A 16,425-nucleotide genomic window follows, 5' to 3' on the forward strand; every position below is an offset into this window, starting at 1 on the left:
CCTCGTGAAGGGACAAGCCATGATTAGACCGCATCCGGGCGCCGCTGGCAAAGGATGGTTGATCAGGCAATGGGTGACGGGAGGTCATCTATCATGATCGGGACGGACGGAATAGCTGCTACTGCAAAAAATACTATTCGCCAGCAGAAAGGACCCTGGATTTTCTTCCGCTTAAGAGCGATGCAATAAACACGGCTGGAAAACAGGCTAACCAAAGATAGCATCCGGCGCCGAACCCCAGCACCGTGGCGGAATCGTTATCGTTGGGAACTGTTTTGAGGCCAAATGCAGTCAATGCCAGCGCAAAACCAAAAAAGGCAGCCAGCTTTGCAGCGCTTGGCTTCTCTTTCGAAAAGTACATGGCAAAAATAAGCAGCGGATTGGCAAACCATGCAAAACTACCGGCCAAAGGCCCTAGCCAACCGAGCAATAACACGCCCCACCCCGGCATGACTTCGTTGGAGGTCACTATTCCTGTCAATAATAATGACGCCACATACGCAACAACTGTAATGGACAGAATGATGCCGGACACGTCCTCGCCAAGTAATTTCTTATATTTCATAGGTTTCCGATGGCACGAACTGGGGAAGCAAGACGAATGCTCATTCGGCCGCTATTGGCAGCCGGGTGCCCGTCCATCCAATATTAACTAGGAGTAATATCAATCTGTTTACGGTTTCAACGGCATAGAGCCAACTTCATACCAAACCCGAATACCTCGCTCAACCTGAGTGATCGCCATCCAGCCTCTGGTTTCCGTGATGGTTTCGATGCTGACAGGACGAACTCCGTTTTTTACCAGCCATTCATTTGCCAATACCAGCGAGCTGTCCATTCCATCGGAGAGAGGACTGCCCGCCGTAGATGAGCGGAAATCTTTAAATGCGATCATGCATGCCTTTCTTGTCAATCGTCACAATAACTTCCAGAAGCACCGCTTGAAGTCAATGTCCCGCGCTTACCACCAGCAGCTCGTCCAGCGCCGCCAATTCCCCATCACTGCCTGGCGCTACGCACTACCGCCTCGACACATTTGAACAGCGCATCACTCTTTTCAGAGCCATGAAGCTGTTGGCACTTCTCCACCTGCGGCCGCAGGTTCGCAAGGCGTGGCACCCTTGCACCGCCCAACGTTTCGCCAAAGCAGGCCTCGGCGCGGTAGGCAAACTGGGACTGCGTCGAAAGCTCCGGTAAATCAAAGGCATCTTCAATGCTCTCGCGCATGGCACTGACCACGCGCAATGTCATGCCTTTCGGGCTATCCGGAAGCAGCGCCAAGACTTCCGCCTTGCTGCGTCCTTGCTGCCGCAGTTCCCCTGCGGCCAAGGCCGACTTCACCTGTGCGGCGCACAGGGTATTTGATGCTTCGATTAATGCCATGGGGTCCGGAATCGACCAGGGTTCTGGCGTTTGCGCATGCGCCACGATACTAAAAACTGTGGCAAAGATAAAACAGGAAACGTTTTTCATCATTCTGAATGGCCGATAACTTTACATTAAAGGTCAAATCATAACTGCACGGCCGATATTTGTTATCGAAATTTCCAACAATACGCACCTTCGTCCCTTTCCTTAACGGGACGAAGGTGCGCTATTTCCGTTTTAGAACGTCAACTGCAGCCCCATATCAATCGACCGCCCCTCGGCCGGCAAGGCTTGCAACGCCCCGCCATTCGCTTTCAGCCCCGACAAATACACGCCACCGAGCGGGTCCGCATACGCGCGGTTGAACAAGTTGCTCACGCCCGCGCTCAGGCTGGCCATCTTGCTCAATGCCACGCTGCTGCGCAGGTTGACGAGGGCGTAGCCGCCCGTCTCGGGTTCGAAGCGGCGCGCATCGACCTTATCCTTGCGGGCAACGATCTTCGTTTCGATGCGGCTGCTCCAGGCGCCCAGCTTGTGCTCGACGGCCAGCAAGGCGTTGAACGGCATCATGCGGTACAGGTCGCCGCCATCGCTGCGTTTGCCCCGCGTGTAAGCGGCATTGCCCGTGGCCATGAGGCGGCCCCAGCGCGCGCTGCTGGCGAGCGGCAGCTGCCATGCCAGATTCACGCCATACAGCTTGGCGTCGTGGTTGGCAAAGCGCAGCAAGTTGCCATTCGCGCCCATTTTCATGTACGGGTGGAAAGACGCCAGCACGTCGACGTCGATGTAATTGTCGACCTTGCTGTAGTAGGGGTTGACGCGCAGGAACCAGCCCTCTTCGCCGCCGCCGTGCCAGTCGGCCGTGAACGCCGCCGTGTAAGCCGTCTCGCGCTTAAGGTCGATACTGCCCACGTAACCGTTGCCGTCGCCAAACCAGTTGGTCATGGTCATGGCCATCGAGCCGCGCCCCCACGAATAGCGCTCGTACAGGTTGGGCGAGCGCACCTTGCGCGCCAGCGCGAATGCATAGCTGCTGGCCGCGTCGGGCGTGAAGGTGGCTTGTGCCGTGGCATCGATATTCGTGTCGCGCTGGCTGCGGCTGCGCGCGTTGAAGGCCCTGGCGGCCATCAGGTCCGGCATGTTCATCATGTTGGTGCCATACGATTGCACGTCGCCCGTGTCCATGCGCACGGACTCACCGCGTAAGCCCAGCACGCTCGTCCAGCGCGCATCGTGGCGCGTTTCCAGTTCGCCGAACAGCACGGTGCGGTCGCGCTTGCCGTCGTTGATGTTCAGATAGGTACGCGGGCCCATCATCATGGAACCGGGCACGGCAGGCCAATAGTCGTCGAGGCGGAAACCGTGCCATTCCTGGCCCAGGCGCAACTCGCCAGCGCCCGTGGGCAGGCTGGCCATCAGCGCATAGCCCGTGTTGCGGCCATGCGTAATCATCGGCATTGAACCCTTGCGCTCGGGCGAGAAGAAGCCCATTTCATGGTCCGTCTGCTGCCAGTAGGCGCGCGCGTCAAGCACGCCCCAGCCGAACTCGCCTTTATAAGCGAGATTGGCGAACTGGCCGTGGTTGTCCGTCATGTCCATGTACTGGTTGGGAAAACCCTGGTACGGGATGTGCTGCACGCCGGCGCGCAGGGTCAGCTGCTGGCCCTGGCCTTTCGCCGCCAGGACGATGGCCTGATTAATGCTCTCAAACATGCTGCCCAGCACCTTGTTGCCGTGGCCATCGTCATAGCTGTGGCCGCGCGTGTAAGCACCGTTGTAACCGATGCTCAAGCTGTCGCTGGCCGCCGAGGCATGCACGCTGGTCGCCACGCTATTGTTGACGCTGCGTCCCGAGACGGCAAAGCTGCCTTGCGTCAGCAGCGCCGCGCCAGGCTGGGCGAACACGGGCGCGTTCGACTGCACTTCGATGGTGCCGGCGATGCTGTCGCCTCCCGCGCTGACGGGTGTGACGCCCGCGATCAGGCGGATGCGCTGCACTTGTTGCGGATCGATATAGGACAGCGGCGCATTCATATGATTGGCGCAGGCGGAGGTCAGTTCGATGCCGTCGATGCGAATCTTGATACGGTCATCCGCAAAGCCATTGACCACTGGCAAGCCGGATACGCCACCGCCTGCCGCCACGCTGTAGCCAGGCGTGCTCGACAGCATCAACGCCGTGTCGGCGGCGGGACGGTAGCCTTCCTTGACGCCCGTGACGATGACTTTCATCTCGGGCAAAACGGTGGTGTTTGCGTCACTGCGGGTTTGCGCCAAGGCAGGCATGGCGATGGCGAGGGAAATCAATAACGGTAAATGTTTCATGCTGCTGCTTTCAGATTCTGTATAGGTCAGACGAACAGACGCAAGCGCACGACACGCGCGGCGCAAGGCAGTTCAGGGGAAGGGACAGGTCAGAAAGCGGCGGGCGGGCCACGGGGCTGGACAGGCGTCCAGGCGAACAGCGGCGTGGCGGACTGGTAGAACAGCTCGGGCAGCATGCCCGTGAGGATTTCTCCGGAGGCGGGCACGAGGGAGGTAGGCGGAATCGATAAAGTGTCAGCATGCATGCTGCAGCAGGGGCAGTCGGTCATGCGCATGCCCGATTTTTCAGGCGCCGATGGCTGCTCCGCGCCGTAGCGGACGGGCATGGCTTGCATGCCGCCCGCCACCGAGCAGATTTCCAGGCTGGGCACGGCCATGCCGCTGGCGACCGTCAGCGCGCGCGACACCGTAGGGGCGAGCGCGGCCAGGAAGATGGCGATACACGCGATCCACAGGACGATGCTGGCCTTGCTTTTGCAGATGAACATGGCAACATTGTATCAGCGCAAGCACCCTGCGCACAGGGCGCAGGTCAAGCCTGACTTACACGCCTAACAAAACCGTAGCGAGCGGAAGGGAGAGGTGGCTGAGAAGCGCAACCGCGCTTGAGCACGGTGAGCATCGCAGGCCGCCTATACCGACGCGCAGTAGGTTTTGATAGGCGTTCTTACAAATCCACCTTCATCGACAGCTTGATGGCGCGCGGCGCACCGGACGCCAGGCGCGTGCCGGCACCAGCCCAGTAGCGTTTGTCGGCCGCATTTTCCACGTTCAACTGCCACACGACAGACGTGTTCATTACCGTGCTGGCATAGCGGGCGCCGGCACTGAAGAGTGTCACCCCGCCCAGGAAAGCCTGGTTCAGGTCGTTGACGGGACGGGCGCTGTTGTAATACGCGCCGCCGTTGACAGACAGGCCCGGCACAGAGTCAAACGCGTAGGCGAGGAAGGCGCTGCCCGTGCGCTTGGACGCGTTTTCCGGCGCCTTGCCGTTGTAATCGGCGTTGATGTGGGCAAACTTCGGGTCGAGCAACTGCGCCGACGTCTGCCACGACAACTGACGCGTCAGCTTGCCTTGCGTCGAGACTTCCAGACCACGGTAGCGCTGTTCGCCATCCGACGTGAATACATTGCTGGCATTCGTGTAGTAGCCGGGGCGCGTGATGTCGAACAATGCGGCGGAGACCAAGGTGCCGCCCGGCGTCAGCCAGCGCGCGCCCAGCTCTTTCTGTTTGCTCACGCCAGGCGCCATCTTGACGCCCTGGTTGACGGTGCCCGTCGGGCCCGTCTCGCCCTCTTCCAGTCCCCGCGCCGTCGAGGCGTAGAACGAGATGGCTGGCGTCAGCTTGTAGATCAATGACGCCATCGGCGTGGTCTTGCTGACGTCGTAATGGCTGGCGCCCTGGTCGCTCTGGTAACTGCTGCGGCGCACGCCGATGACGCTTTGCCATTGCGGGCTGAAGACCATGCGGTCGAGCGCGTACAAGCCCGTGTCGCGCGTGTCCAGCCCAGCCGTCGTCGGCGAAGTCGGCTTGGGACCGAACACGACATTCGTCACGGGCACGGGCTGGTACAGGTTTTGCGAAGCAATCGTATAGTTGCTCTGATAAATAGGATCTTGCGACTTGTCCGTGCGCGAAGCGCCCAGGGTCAGTTCATGGGCGATGAAACCCGTATTGAAATTGCCGGCCAGTTCCGCGCGCAGCAAGTCCGACGCAGTCACGCTGTGCTGGATATTGCCCGTGATGCGGCCCGCACCCGTGGCCAGCGCAGCAGCGTTGTTCAGGCGGAAGATGGCCAGGCGGCGGTCGCGCGCCGTTTCCGAATGGCCCGCCTCCACCGTCAAGGCCCAGCCATCCGTGATGGCATAGTCGGCGCGCAATTGCGCGTTTTTCGTTTGCGCCTCGAACGCCGACCAGTCGGGGCCGATCAACTGGCGCGGATCGACGGCGCGCGGCAAACTGATCACGCCTTTCACGGCCGTGGGCAAGGCCACGCCCGCCTGCTCCGTCACCTTGCGGCGCTCGTATTCCAGGTCCGCCTTCAGCAGCAGCTTGTTCGTCACGCGCCAGTCGAGCGCCGTGGAGATAAAACGGCGGTTGCCATTGCCCACCTTATCCAGGTAGGAACCGAGCGTCCCGCCAGCCGCATTGATGCGCACGCCGAATTCCTGCGCCTCTCCAAAGCGGCGGCCCACGTCGACATTCGCCACGGCACTGCCACGGTCGTCGAGGCTCAAGCCCACGCTGGTGACGGGCTTGCTGCCGGCCCGCTTGGTGACGAAGTTGACCACGCCCGCCGGCGAAGTAAAGCCGTAGTACAGGGCCGAGGCGCCCTTCAGCACTTCCACCCTTTCCTTGTTTTCCATGGGAACTTGCGAGAAGTTCATGATGGGCATGGAACCGTTAAGTCGGTAATTCGTGCGGTTTTCCACGGCAATGCCGCGTATGACCAATTGATCCCACGTTTCGCCGCCATTTTGCTGGCGCGTCACGCCCGCCGTATTGCGCACGGCATCGTACAGGCCCGAGACGGCTTGCTGCTCCAGCAATTCGCGCGTGATCACATTGACGGTCGATGGGACGTCCATGATATTGGCGCCACGAAAAGTGCCAGCCTCCGTGGTGACAGGCACCAGGCCTTGCGCGCGCGCGCCCGTCACCTGTACAGCTTGCATGACTTTCTCATCGCCAGCCGTGAAATCGTCCTGGCCATTGGCACCATTGGCCGCGCTGGCCGCATGGGAAGCGAAGGCCAGCGACAAGGCGGCGGCCACTGGAAGTAGTTGCAAGGAAGGAAATGCTGCACGCATAAAGACAGGTCTTTCAATAGAAAACAGTAATGGAGGAAACTTCAAGTTACGCGGCATGATATTCGTAACGAGAATCATTCGCAATAAATAAGTGACAATTCGTGAGAATGTGAAAGTTTTCACAAGATAAACAGTGTGCCTGGCAGCCTGTTATCACATGAACACGTTTGGATTTTGCAGACGAGGCCGCAAAGAGGCATACTGACAGTCACGGCACGCGCGATGTGCCGCCCAACAAGATCAAAAGGTTAGTTTGTGAACACAATCGACAACAAAAGCGTGCAGACGAAAACATTTCGCTGGAAACGCTGGCAGCGCTGGGCCGTTGGCACAGGCTGCGCCCTGGCCGCCTACAGCGCGGCCGGCTTCTGGCTGGTGCCCTACGTCATCAAAAACCAGCTACCCAAATTTGCCGAGAAAGAACTCGCGCGCCAGGCGAGCATCGCCGACGTGCGCTTCAATCCATTCACCTTGCGGCTGGAAGCGGACCAGATTGCTTTCAAGGAAGCGCCCAGCGCAGATGGCAAGGGCGGCACGAGCGGTGCCCCACTGCTGTCCATCGGCTCCCTGGCCGTGCAACTGGAATGGAAATCCATCGTGCGCCGCGCCTGGAGCCTGGCGGAAATCCGCATCACGGCACCACAGACGCATTTGACCATCACGCCGGACGGCAAGTTCAACCTTGCTGAAGTGCTGGCTACCTGGCAACGCAATCACCGGGAAAAGAGCGACGGCGGCATGCCACGCCTCGTCATCGCCCACTTTGCGCTGGAACAAGGCAAAGTGGACTGGCAAGACCAGAAGGCCGGCTATGCGGATAACTTCACGCCAATCAACTTTACGCTCGACAATATCTCCACCCTGCCTGACGCCAACGGCAGCTATAGCCTCAGCGCCGATGCGGCGCGCGGCGGCAAGCTGCACTGGCGCGGCACGGCCTCGCTCAGCCCGATTCGTGGCGAAGGCGAACTGATTCTGAACGACGCCTCCCTGCCCGGCCTGGCCGCGTATTTGAAAGCGTACACGCGCGCGACCGTCGCCAGCGGCAAGCTGTCGGCACGCCTGCCCTACGCCTTTTCCTATGCGGATGGCACGCTGCAAGCCACGCTCAAAAACGCGGGCCTGGCCTTGCGCGACCTGGCATTGGCACAAGACGGCAAGGGCGCACCGTTTACCTCGCTGAACACCCTGGGCGTCGCCGGCGTCAACGCCGACCTGGCACGCCAAAGCGTGACGATCGACAAGATCAATCTGTACGGCGGCAAGGTGGCCGTGCGTCGTGATGCCAGGGGCGAGATCGACGTGGCGAACCTGATGCTGCCTGGCAATCCCGCACCGGCTGCATCGGCAGCCACCGTGCCTGCCGCACCAGCCAAGCCTGGCAAGTGGAAGGTGGACTTGAAACAACTGGCGCTGGCCAACGTGGACGTCTCCGCCATCGATGAAACCGTCTCGCCTGCCCTGCAGCTGAGTGCGAAACAGGTGCAACTGCAGTTGCAACTGGGCTTGCAACAAGGTCCAGAGGGCATGGCCACCGTCATCGACGGCGCGCACTTTGCGCTCGCCGACCTCGCCATGCAGCGGGGCGCGCAAACACCGTTCAAACTGGAGCAATTGGGCTTTACGGAAGGCAAGATCGACCTGGCGGCGCATACCGTGCACCTGGGCGCGCTGACGGCCAGCGGCGCGCAGATCGACCTGGCCCGCAATCGCCAGGGAGAGTTTGCGATTGCGCAACAGCTGCCCGTGTTTGCCTCCGGCAAAGCCGACTCTGCCAAGGATGTGCCGTCCTCGCCCTGGTCCACCAAGGTAGACAAGGTGGAACTGAGCAAGTTCGGCGCCCGTTTCGATGACGCGGGCACCGGCATCAAGGGCACGCTGCAGGATGCGCGGCTCTCCTTGCAAAACGTCAGCAACGATATGAAGCAGGCGCTGCCGTTCGAGCTGGGCCTGGGCTTGCGCGAAGGCGGCTTGCTCACCGCCAACGGCAAGTTCGTGCCGGGCACGGGCGCCGTCGATGCGCAATTGAACCTTGAACAGCTGACCCTGGCGCCCGTGCAACCGTTGCTGGCGCAGCATCTGAAACTGAAGCTGGCGGGTGGCTCGCTCTCCGGCAGCGGCCGCCTGACGACGGGCGGCGGCGCGCCGAAAGCGCCGAAAGTGCGCTATGTGGGCGGCGTGGATATCGCCGGCCTGGTGCTCAATGAAACGGATGGCAAGCGTTTTGCTTCATGGAAAAGTGTGCGTGCCGACAAGCTGACGGCCAGCGTGGGTCCCGATTTTGTCGACATCCCTGAGCTGCGCGTGGTGGAACCGAACGCCCAGCTGATCATCGAAAACGACCGCAGCCTGAACGCGCAGCGCTTGCTGGTGAAGGCGCCGGAGCCGGCAATCGCGCCGTCGGCCGGCCCCGTCGTCACCGCCACGCCAACTGCCGACGCTGCGTTCCCCGTGCGCGTGCGCCGCGTGCGCCTGCAAAACGCCAAGCTGGACTTCGCCGACCTGAGCTTGCGGCCCCAGTTCGCCGCCAAGATTTATGAACTCAATGGCGTCATCACGGGCCTGTCGACGAAACGCGATGCGCGCAGTCAGATTGAACTCGATGGCCGCATCGACGAATTCGGCCTGGCGCGCGTGCGCGGTCAGCTGAACCCGTTCGCGCCCACCGACAACACGGACTTGAACGTGGTCTTCAAGAACGTCGACATGGTGTCCGCCTCGCCGTACACGATGAAGTTCGCCGGTTACAAGGTGGCCGAAGGCAAGATTTCGCTGGACTTGCAATACAAGGTGCGCAATCGCCAGCTCGACGGCACCAACCAGATCGTGCTCGACAAGCTGACCCTGGGCGAGCGCATCGACAGCCCGGACGCACTGAAGCTGCCTTTGGAACTGGCACTGGCCATCCTCAAGGATAGCGACGGGCGCATCGACCTGGGGCTGCCCGTGTCGGGCGACATGAACGACCCACAATTCAGCTATGGCGCCCTGATCTGGAAAGCCGTGGGCAATGTGCTGACGAAAATCGTCACGGCGCCGTTCCGCGCGCTGGGCAACTTGCTGGGCATCAGCGCCGACAAGCTCGAAGCCATCGACTTCGATGCGGGCAGCGCCGTGCTGCTGCCGCCCGAACGGGAAAAGCTCAAGCAGGTGGCGCAAATCCTCGCCAAGCGCGAACAGCTGAAGCTGGCCGTGCCGGGCCAGTACAGCGACACGGACGGGGCCGCCCTGCGCGCCCAGGCCGTGCGCCGCACCGTCGCCGCCAAGGCCGGCATCAAGCTGGAAGCAGGCGAAGAACCGGGTCCGCTGAACCTGGGCGAACGCAAGATACGGGGCGCCCTGCGCGACCTGTACGGCGAACGCTTCGGCAAGGCCGAGCTGGACAAGCAGAAGAAGGCGGCGGAGTCGGCCGCGCCTGTGGCAGCGGCGGCCTCATCTGCCGCATCCGCTCCGGCGGCGGCAAAAATCCCCGTCTTCCAACGCCTGGGCAAGCTGATAGAAGGCGAGCCGCAAGTGGCCGATACGGGCGCCTTCTATACCGGCTTGCGCGAGCAGCTGGAAGCCAAACAACCCTTGCCTGCCGATGCCTTGAGCAAGCTGGGCGCCCAGCGCAGCGCGGCGATTTTGGCCGCTTTGCAGCAGGACGGCACGCCAGCGGCCAGGGTCAGCGCGGGCGCGCCGGAAAAAACGGAGGCCGCGCCCGGCAAGCTGGTGGGACTGAAGCTGGGATTGGCGGCGCAATAAGAAAGGGCTACCCCGGTCTGGCGGCAGCCCCTGGTTGGATGATGCGGGCTCACGCCCGCTGATCTGCCCGGCCCTTCCTACTTTTTCTTTTCCACAGCCTCATCCGGCAACGCAAACGCCACCAGGCTATCGCCCATCTTCGTGCCCAGCGAACCGTGGCCGCCGGCCATGACGACGACATATTGCTTGCCCGTCTTGTCGGAGACATAGCTCATCGGCGTCGCCTGGCCGCCGGCCGGCAGGCGGGCTTTCCACACGGTCTTGCCGTTGCGCACGTCGTAGCCACGGATGGTGTAGTCGAGCGTGCTGCTGAGGAAGGCCACGCCACCGCCCGTGGTGCTCATGCCGCCCAGGCTGGGCACGCCCAGCGGCAAGGCGATGGGCACGGGCGCGCTGTCGCGCGTGGTGCCGTTCTTGTGCATCCACACTTTTTTCATGGTGCGCAGGTCGACGGCAGCGATATAGCCCCAGGGCGGAGCCTGGCATGGGAAACCCAGCGGCGACAGGAAGGGCTTGATTTCCACGGCAAACGGCACGCCCGTCTGCGGCTGCAAGCCCATTTCCGTGCCCGTGCCACCCTTCGCGTTGGCTTGCGCGCGCGGCACCAGGCGTTCCAGAAAACCCATGTAGTCAGGGTTGACCAGCAGCAATTGCCGGACCGGATCGACGGCCGCCCCGCCCCACTCGAAGATGCCCAGCGGGCCCGGCGAGATGATGGCGCCCTTGATCTTGCCTTCGGCCACCGTTTGCGGCGTGAACGGCCCCTCATAACGGTGCTGGCGGAAGATGATGCGGCACGCCAGCTGGTCGAACGGCGTGGTGCCCCACATATCCGTTTCGCTGATGTTTTTCTCGGGCAGGAAAGTGAGGGCCGAGAATGGCTGCGTGGGCGACAAACGGTCGCCCGGGGCGGGGTTATTCGTCGGCACGGGTTTTTCCGGCGCCGGCACGACCAGGCTGCCATCGCGCCGGTCAATCACATAGATATCGCCGCGCTTGGTGGTGGCCACGACCGATGGAACTTTACCTTTCGGCGTATCGATGTCGACCAGCGTGGGCTGGCCGCCGATATCCATGTCCCAGATATCGTGGTGCACGGTCTGGTAGACCCAGCGCACCTTGCCCGTTGCCAGGTCCAGCGCGACGATGGCGCTATTGTATTTCTCGCCATGGGGGTTGCGGTTGCCGCCCCAGGTATCGGGGGTTTCATTGCCCATCGGGACGTACACCATGCCCAGTTTTTCATCCACGCTGGACACGCCCCAGGAGTTGGGTGAATTGTTGGTATAGGTCTTGCCATCGGCAATCGGCGCCGTGTCGTCCGGGTTCGACGCATCCCAGTTCCACATCAGCTTGCCGGTGACAGGATCGTAGCCGCGAATCACGCCTGACGGTTCTTCCGTGGAAAAGTTGTCCGTCACGCTGGCGGCCATCACCACCACGTTCTGCGCCACGGCCGGCGGCGAGGTCGGCATCAAAAAGCCCCGCTTCTTCATGCCCATGCCGTGGTACAGGCCGATCACCCCGTTTTCGCCGAAGCTTTTGCACGCTTCGCCCGTATCGGCATTGACGGCGATCAAGGTGGCGTCCATGGTGGGCGCAAAGATGCGGCGCGGACATTCCATGCCGGCCGCCTCGGGTGCAGGGTCGCCCTTGGCGCGGCCCGCGTTGACATCCCAGTACGCGACGCCGCGGCAAATCATGTGCTGATAACTGGAGGCATCGCGGTTGATCTTCGGATCGTGGCGCCACAGCTCCTTGCCCGTGTCCGGGTCCAGCGCGATGACGATGTTATGCGGCGTACACAGATACAGCATGCCGTTCACTTTCAGGGGCGTGACTTCGTTGGCGATCTCGCCCGGGTCGTTCGGTCCCTTGAAGTCGCCCGTGTGGTACACCCAAGCCTGTTTCAGCTGCGCGGCGTTGGCTGGCGTGATCTGCGCGGCCGGCGCATAGCGGTCGCCATAGCCGGAGCGGCCATACGCGGCCCAGTCGTTGGGCGCCACGCCCGGCGCGAGATCGCCTTGCGGCACGGCAGCCATGTTCTCGGCCGGGACTTCGCCGTGCAAAGTAGTGTAATCCTGGAACAAGGAAAACACGCCCACGGCAGCCGTCAGCACCACGGCGGCCGCCAGGGCGCTCTTGCCCGCGTCGCGTGGTTTCGCGCCTGCGGCCAGTGGCGGATCGAGGCGGCGGTCGATGAAGGGCAGCAGCAGCCAGACGGCGGCGGCGAACCAGATATCGAGGCGGGGCAGCAATTGCCACCAGTCGAACTTCACTTCGATGACGGACCAGATCAGGGTGGCGAACAGCAGCAGCGCGAGAAACAGCTGGGCGCTGCGCCGCCCCTTCCACACCAGCGCACCGGCGACCAGCATGCCGATACCGGCCACGACGTAATACCAGGAGCCGCCAAGGCTCACGAGCCAGGCGCCGCCGCCGGCAAGCGCCAGGCCCAGCAAGATAAAGATGACTGCGGTGATGATAAGCAAAGGTCCAGGCCGGGCAGAGACAGTCATGATGCTCCTTCACAAGAGTCAATCGGCGGCACGCGACTGCGCACCGTATTTGATGGCGATCAAGGAATGCCATTTTTTCACTAATTGGCAAAGCATGCCACACGCCACAACGCGATATGCGCGCGGTGTTGCTTTTCATCACACCCCATCCTTCGCTCAGTCCGCCTTCATCGGCACCCTGAAAAAACATGGAATAAATCAAATAAACAACAAATTTCTCGAATAAATTGAATTTTTATCGTAAAATGAAAAAATAAAGCAAATGAACCGATTTTCCCGATTTTCAACCTTCACGTGGAGCGGCGCCCATCATGACTATCGCCCAACGCCTGTATGCATTGATACTCTCCGTCGTCCTGGGGCTGGCATCGCTGGCCGGCTTCAGCATCTATCAAATGGACCGCGTGTACACGGCGGCCAGCTACGCCACGGTCAACACCGTTCCCAGCCTGCTGACCCTGAACCAGGCCTTTGTACCGTTCACGCAAATGCGCACGGCCGTCTGGCAGCACATGGCCAGCAAGGATGCCGCCGTGCGCGACAGGCTGGAAGCAGGCATCAAGGAGGCGCGCGCGGCAGTCAGCCAGGCGCTCGACAAATATGAGAAAGAGAATATTTCCGACGAGCAAGACAAAGTCTTGCTGGCCGCGGACCGTGCCTTACTGCTGCGCTACGACGCCGTGCGCGACGAGGTACTGGCACTGTCGAAGGCCGGCGAGCTCGACGCGGCGCGCGAATTGCTGATGCAGAACCAGCCCATCATCAAGGAACTGGTCGACGCCCTTGCTGCCCACCACCACTACAACGAAAGCCTGGCAGCCAAGGGCGCGGCCGAAGGAGCCGACGCCGCTGCCAGCGCGCGCTGGATTTCCATCAGCCTGGCCCTGGCCGTGACGGTACTGGTGACCGGCATGGGCTTGCTGCTGGCGCGGCGCATCGTCGCCTCGCTGGCCAGCGCCATCGGCGTGGCCCGCACCATCGCAGGCGGCGACCTCAGCGTACAGGTCAAGGCTACTTCGAACGACGAAGTGGGCCAGTTGATGACAGCCATGGCCGAGATGAGCGAGAGTCTGGTGCGCATCGTCTCCGAAGTGCGTTCCGGCACGGAGACCATCAGTACGGCCTCGAGCGAGATCGCGGTGGGCAACCTGGACCTGTCGGCACGCACGGAACAGCAAGCCGGCTCGCTGGAAGAAACCGCCTCGGCCATGGAAGAACTGACGGCCACCGTGCGGCAAAACTCGGACAATGCCCGCCAGGCCAAGCAAATGGCCGTCAGCGCCTCGGAAAAGGCGGTACGGGGCGGCGAGGTGATGGGCGACGTCATCCGCACCATGGAGGCGATCGACAGCTCGTCCAACAAGATCGCCGACATCATCAGCGTTATCGACGGCATCGCCTTCCAGACCAACATCCTGGCCCTGAATGCGGCCGTGGAAGCGGCGCGCGCCGGGGAGCAAGGGCGCGGCTTCGCCGTCGTGGCGACCGAAGTGCGCAACCTGGCGCACCGTTCGGCGGCGGCGGCCAAGGAAATCAAGACACTCATCAGCGATTCCGTGGAACAGGTGGAACAAGGTGGCAAGCTGGTCCAGCAAGCCGGCGCGGCCATGACGGAAGTCGTCGACACGGTGCGCAGCGTGACCGACATCGTCAGCGAGATCTCGGCCGCCAGCGCAGAGCAAAGCACGGGCATCGACGAAATTAACCGCGCCATCACGCAGATGGATGAGGTCACGCAACAGAATGCGGCCCTGGTCGAAGAAGCGGCAGCGGCATCGCAATCGCTGCAGGAGCAGGCGGGCAACCTGGCCAGCGTGGTCGGCGCCTTCAAGCTGGCGCATGGCCAGGCCAACGCGGCGCAACAGAGCACGCCGGTGCGTCGCGCCCCGGCCGCACAGCCGCCTGCACCGCGCAAGAAGGCGCCGCTCAGGCTGGTCGCCCGGCGCGCCGCCGGTCAGGCCAGAAGCACGGCCGCAGCTGACGGCGGCGACTGGGAAGAATTCTGAACCAGCCGCGACGCAGGATCACCGGCATCGATCGCCCTGGAGCATCGCCATGACATCCGTTTTCAACCACTCTCACTGCGTGCAGGCATGGCCATGAACGCCTTCCTCGCCGTCCATCCTTACCTTCGCTGCGACGACGTCTCGGTGGTACGGCCGGCGCTGGCCCTGGCAGTCCTGCTGTTGCTGCTGGCCGCCCTGCTCTGGCACCGCCTCCGCTGGCGTCAGGCCGGCCGCGCGCCGGTTGCCGATCTGCATCAACTGCTGCAAACGCGCAGGGCCAACCAACCGGGCAAGGCGGAAGATACGGCGCTGCCACGGCCTGAGCCCGAGGTGCCGGACACGCCGCCGTTCGAGCTGGCCCGCCTGGATGCCATGTTCGGCTGCGACAGGCGCCTGCAGGGAGAGATTCTGGCCCTGTTCGTGGCCGAGACGCGCGACCGCCTGGCCGGCATCGCCCATGCGCTGCGCTGCGAACGGCCCGCCCCGGCACGCGTGCTGGCGCAGGAAATTCTCGACAGCAGCCACGCCATGGGACTGCTCCCACTGCAGGCACTGGCGCGCCAGGCCGTGCATGCGGGCTTTTCCAACGATATCAGCGCGCTGCGCCGCCTGCATGCAGACCTGCTGATGGCGCTCGACGTGCTGTCGCAAGCGGTCACCGCCCTGCAAACAGGCGCCGCGCAAGCGGATGACTGCAGCGGCATTGGGAGCCGGCCATGAATGCGCACATCGATCTGGCGAGCCTGCTCGGCGGCGCCATCCTGTCCACGCCCGCCTGCCGGCACCACTGGCTGGCGACGCTGTGCCAGCAGCAGCTGGCGTTCGATGAGCTGGCCGAACAACTGAGCTGCGATCCGGCCCTGACCGGCAAGCTTATCGGCCTGGCGAATGCCACCGTACGACCGGGCGAGCGCGTGTATGTGGCAGTCGACGCCGCGCTGCTGGCCGCCATCGGCCTGCCCGCCCTGCGCCAGGCGCTCGCCATCCCGGCCCTGCCAGCGGCCGGGTGTGCGCACTTCGACGAACAGCGATTCTGGTCGCACTCTCTGGCCATGGCCTGCGCCGCCCGCGTGGTGGGCGATGCGCTGCAACTGGCGCCGGCCAAAGAGTTGTACACTTGCGGCTTGCTGGCAAACATCGGCCAACTGGCCCTGGCCATGCTGCATCCGCAAGCGTATGGACAGCTGCTGGGCCAGCACGGCAGCGCTGCCAGGACGCTGCTGCTGTGCGAGGAATCGCGGCGCTTCGGCCACCATCAACTGGCGCTGTCAGCCAGCCTCATGCGGGGCTGGGGCTTGCCGGACATGCTGTGCGATGCCGTGCGCTGCCATGCCGCGCCGCCCGACTTCGGGCAGGCCGGACGCATGACAGACCTGGCCTGGCTACTGAAACTGGCCAGCAGTTTCGCCGACCTGATACTGAGCAATGGCGTGGGGCCGCGCGGACCGGCCATGGCCGCTGCGCGGGTACTGGATATGGATATAGAACACATGGAAACCCTGCTGCGCCACAGCAACGCGGAGTGGAGCGAATGGCGCGAGATCCTGGAGCCGCACGCCCATCTTGCCCTTTGCCGCACGCGCACCAGAGTCCGGCCCGCCGCACGGCAGGTTTTTAGTGAATTCATCTAATTTGTTGAAATTGATTTTTT

12 protein-coding genes are annotated in these 16,425 nt (G+C 62.6%); 5 read left to right on the forward strand and 7 right to left on the reverse strand.

Annotated elements, in window-relative coordinates; genetic code table 11:
* Window positions 1-133 precede the first annotated feature (133 nt).
* From ACQ4WN_RS13135 to ACQ4WN_RS13160, 6 genes are all read right to left on the reverse strand, one after another.
* Window positions 134-565, reverse strand: a complete 432-nt coding sequence (locus ACQ4WN_RS13135; protein WP_436551941.1) for a hypothetical protein — start codon at window positions 563-565, stop codon at window positions 134-136.
* A gap of 108 nt (window positions 566-673) precedes the next feature.
* Window positions 674-895: a hypothetical protein gene (locus tag ACQ4WN_RS13140; protein WP_436551942.1), complete on the reverse strand. Its 222-nt coding sequence runs from the start codon at window positions 893-895 to the stop codon at window positions 674-676.
* A gap of 104 nt (window positions 896-999) precedes the next feature.
* Entirely contained in the window at window positions 1,000-1,476 is a 477-nt protein-coding gene (locus ACQ4WN_RS13145) for a hypothetical protein (RefSeq protein ID WP_436551943.1), read from the reverse strand.
* Window positions 1,477-1,605: 129 nt separating this feature from the next.
* A complete protein-coding gene (locus ACQ4WN_RS13150; RefSeq protein WP_436551944.1) occupies window positions 1,606-3,693 on the reverse strand; it encodes a TonB-dependent receptor in 2,088 nt (695 codons plus the stop codon).
* Window positions 3,694-3,782: 89 nt separating this feature from the next.
* Window positions 3,783-4,181: a DUF2946 domain-containing protein gene (locus tag ACQ4WN_RS13155; RefSeq protein ID WP_436551945.1), complete on the reverse strand. Its 399-nt coding sequence runs from the start codon at window positions 4,179-4,181 to the stop codon at window positions 3,783-3,785.
* A gap of 179 nt (window positions 4,182-4,360) precedes the next feature.
* Window positions 4,361-6,505, reverse strand: a complete 2,145-nt coding sequence (locus ACQ4WN_RS13160; protein ID WP_436551946.1) for a TonB-dependent siderophore receptor — start codon at window positions 6,503-6,505, stop codon at window positions 4,361-4,363.
* 255 nt (window positions 6,506-6,760) lie between these two features.
* Between ACQ4WN_RS13160 and ACQ4WN_RS13165 the strand changes: the two genes are divergently transcribed.
* Window positions 6,761-10,249: a DUF748 domain-containing protein gene (locus tag ACQ4WN_RS13165; protein WP_436551947.1), complete on the forward strand. Its 3,489-nt coding sequence runs from the start codon at window positions 6,761-6,763 to the stop codon at window positions 10,247-10,249.
* A 77-nt stretch (window positions 10,250-10,326) separates the two neighbouring features.
* Here ACQ4WN_RS13165 and ACQ4WN_RS13170 read toward each other — a convergent pair whose 3' ends face one another.
* A complete protein-coding gene (locus ACQ4WN_RS13170) occupies window positions 10,327-12,768 on the reverse strand; it encodes a membrane-bound PQQ-dependent dehydrogenase, glucose/quinate/shikimate family (protein WP_436551948.1) in 2,442 nt (813 codons plus the stop codon).
* Here ACQ4WN_RS13170 and ACQ4WN_RS13175 point away from each other — a divergent pair.
* The 4 genes from ACQ4WN_RS13175 (at window position 12,767) to ACQ4WN_RS13190 (ending at window position 16,405) form a co-directional block, all read left to right on the forward strand.
* Complete coding sequence (locus ACQ4WN_RS13175) at window positions 12,767-12,994, forward strand: hypothetical protein (RefSeq protein WP_436551949.1); 228 nt, start codon at window positions 12,767-12,769, stop codon at window positions 12,992-12,994. The genes ACQ4WN_RS13170 and ACQ4WN_RS13175 overlap by 2 nt on opposite strands.
* Before the next feature lie 85 nt (window positions 12,995-13,079).
* Window positions 13,080-14,774 (forward strand): methyl-accepting chemotaxis protein, encoded by a 1,695-nt coding sequence (locus tag ACQ4WN_RS13180; protein WP_436551950.1) that lies wholly within the window; start codon window positions 13,080-13,082, stop codon window positions 14,772-14,774.
* Window positions 14,775-14,867: 93 nt separating this feature from the next.
* Window positions 14,868-15,494 carry a hypothetical protein gene (locus tag ACQ4WN_RS13185; protein WP_436551951.1) on the forward strand — a complete coding sequence of 209 codons (627 nt, stop codon included), beginning with the start codon at window positions 14,868-14,870 and terminating at the stop codon, window positions 15,492-15,494.
* Entirely contained in the window at window positions 15,491-16,405 is a 915-nt protein-coding gene (locus ACQ4WN_RS13190) for an HDOD domain-containing protein (protein WP_436551952.1), read from the forward strand. Before ACQ4WN_RS13185 ends, ACQ4WN_RS13190 begins: the two co-directional genes overlap by 4 nt.
* Window positions 16,406-16,425 lie beyond the last annotated feature (20 nt).

It is taken from the genome of Janthinobacterium pasteuri (assembly GCF_051380775.1).
GTDB lineage: Bacteria > Pseudomonadota > Gammaproteobacteria > Burkholderiales > Burkholderiaceae_D > Janthinobacterium.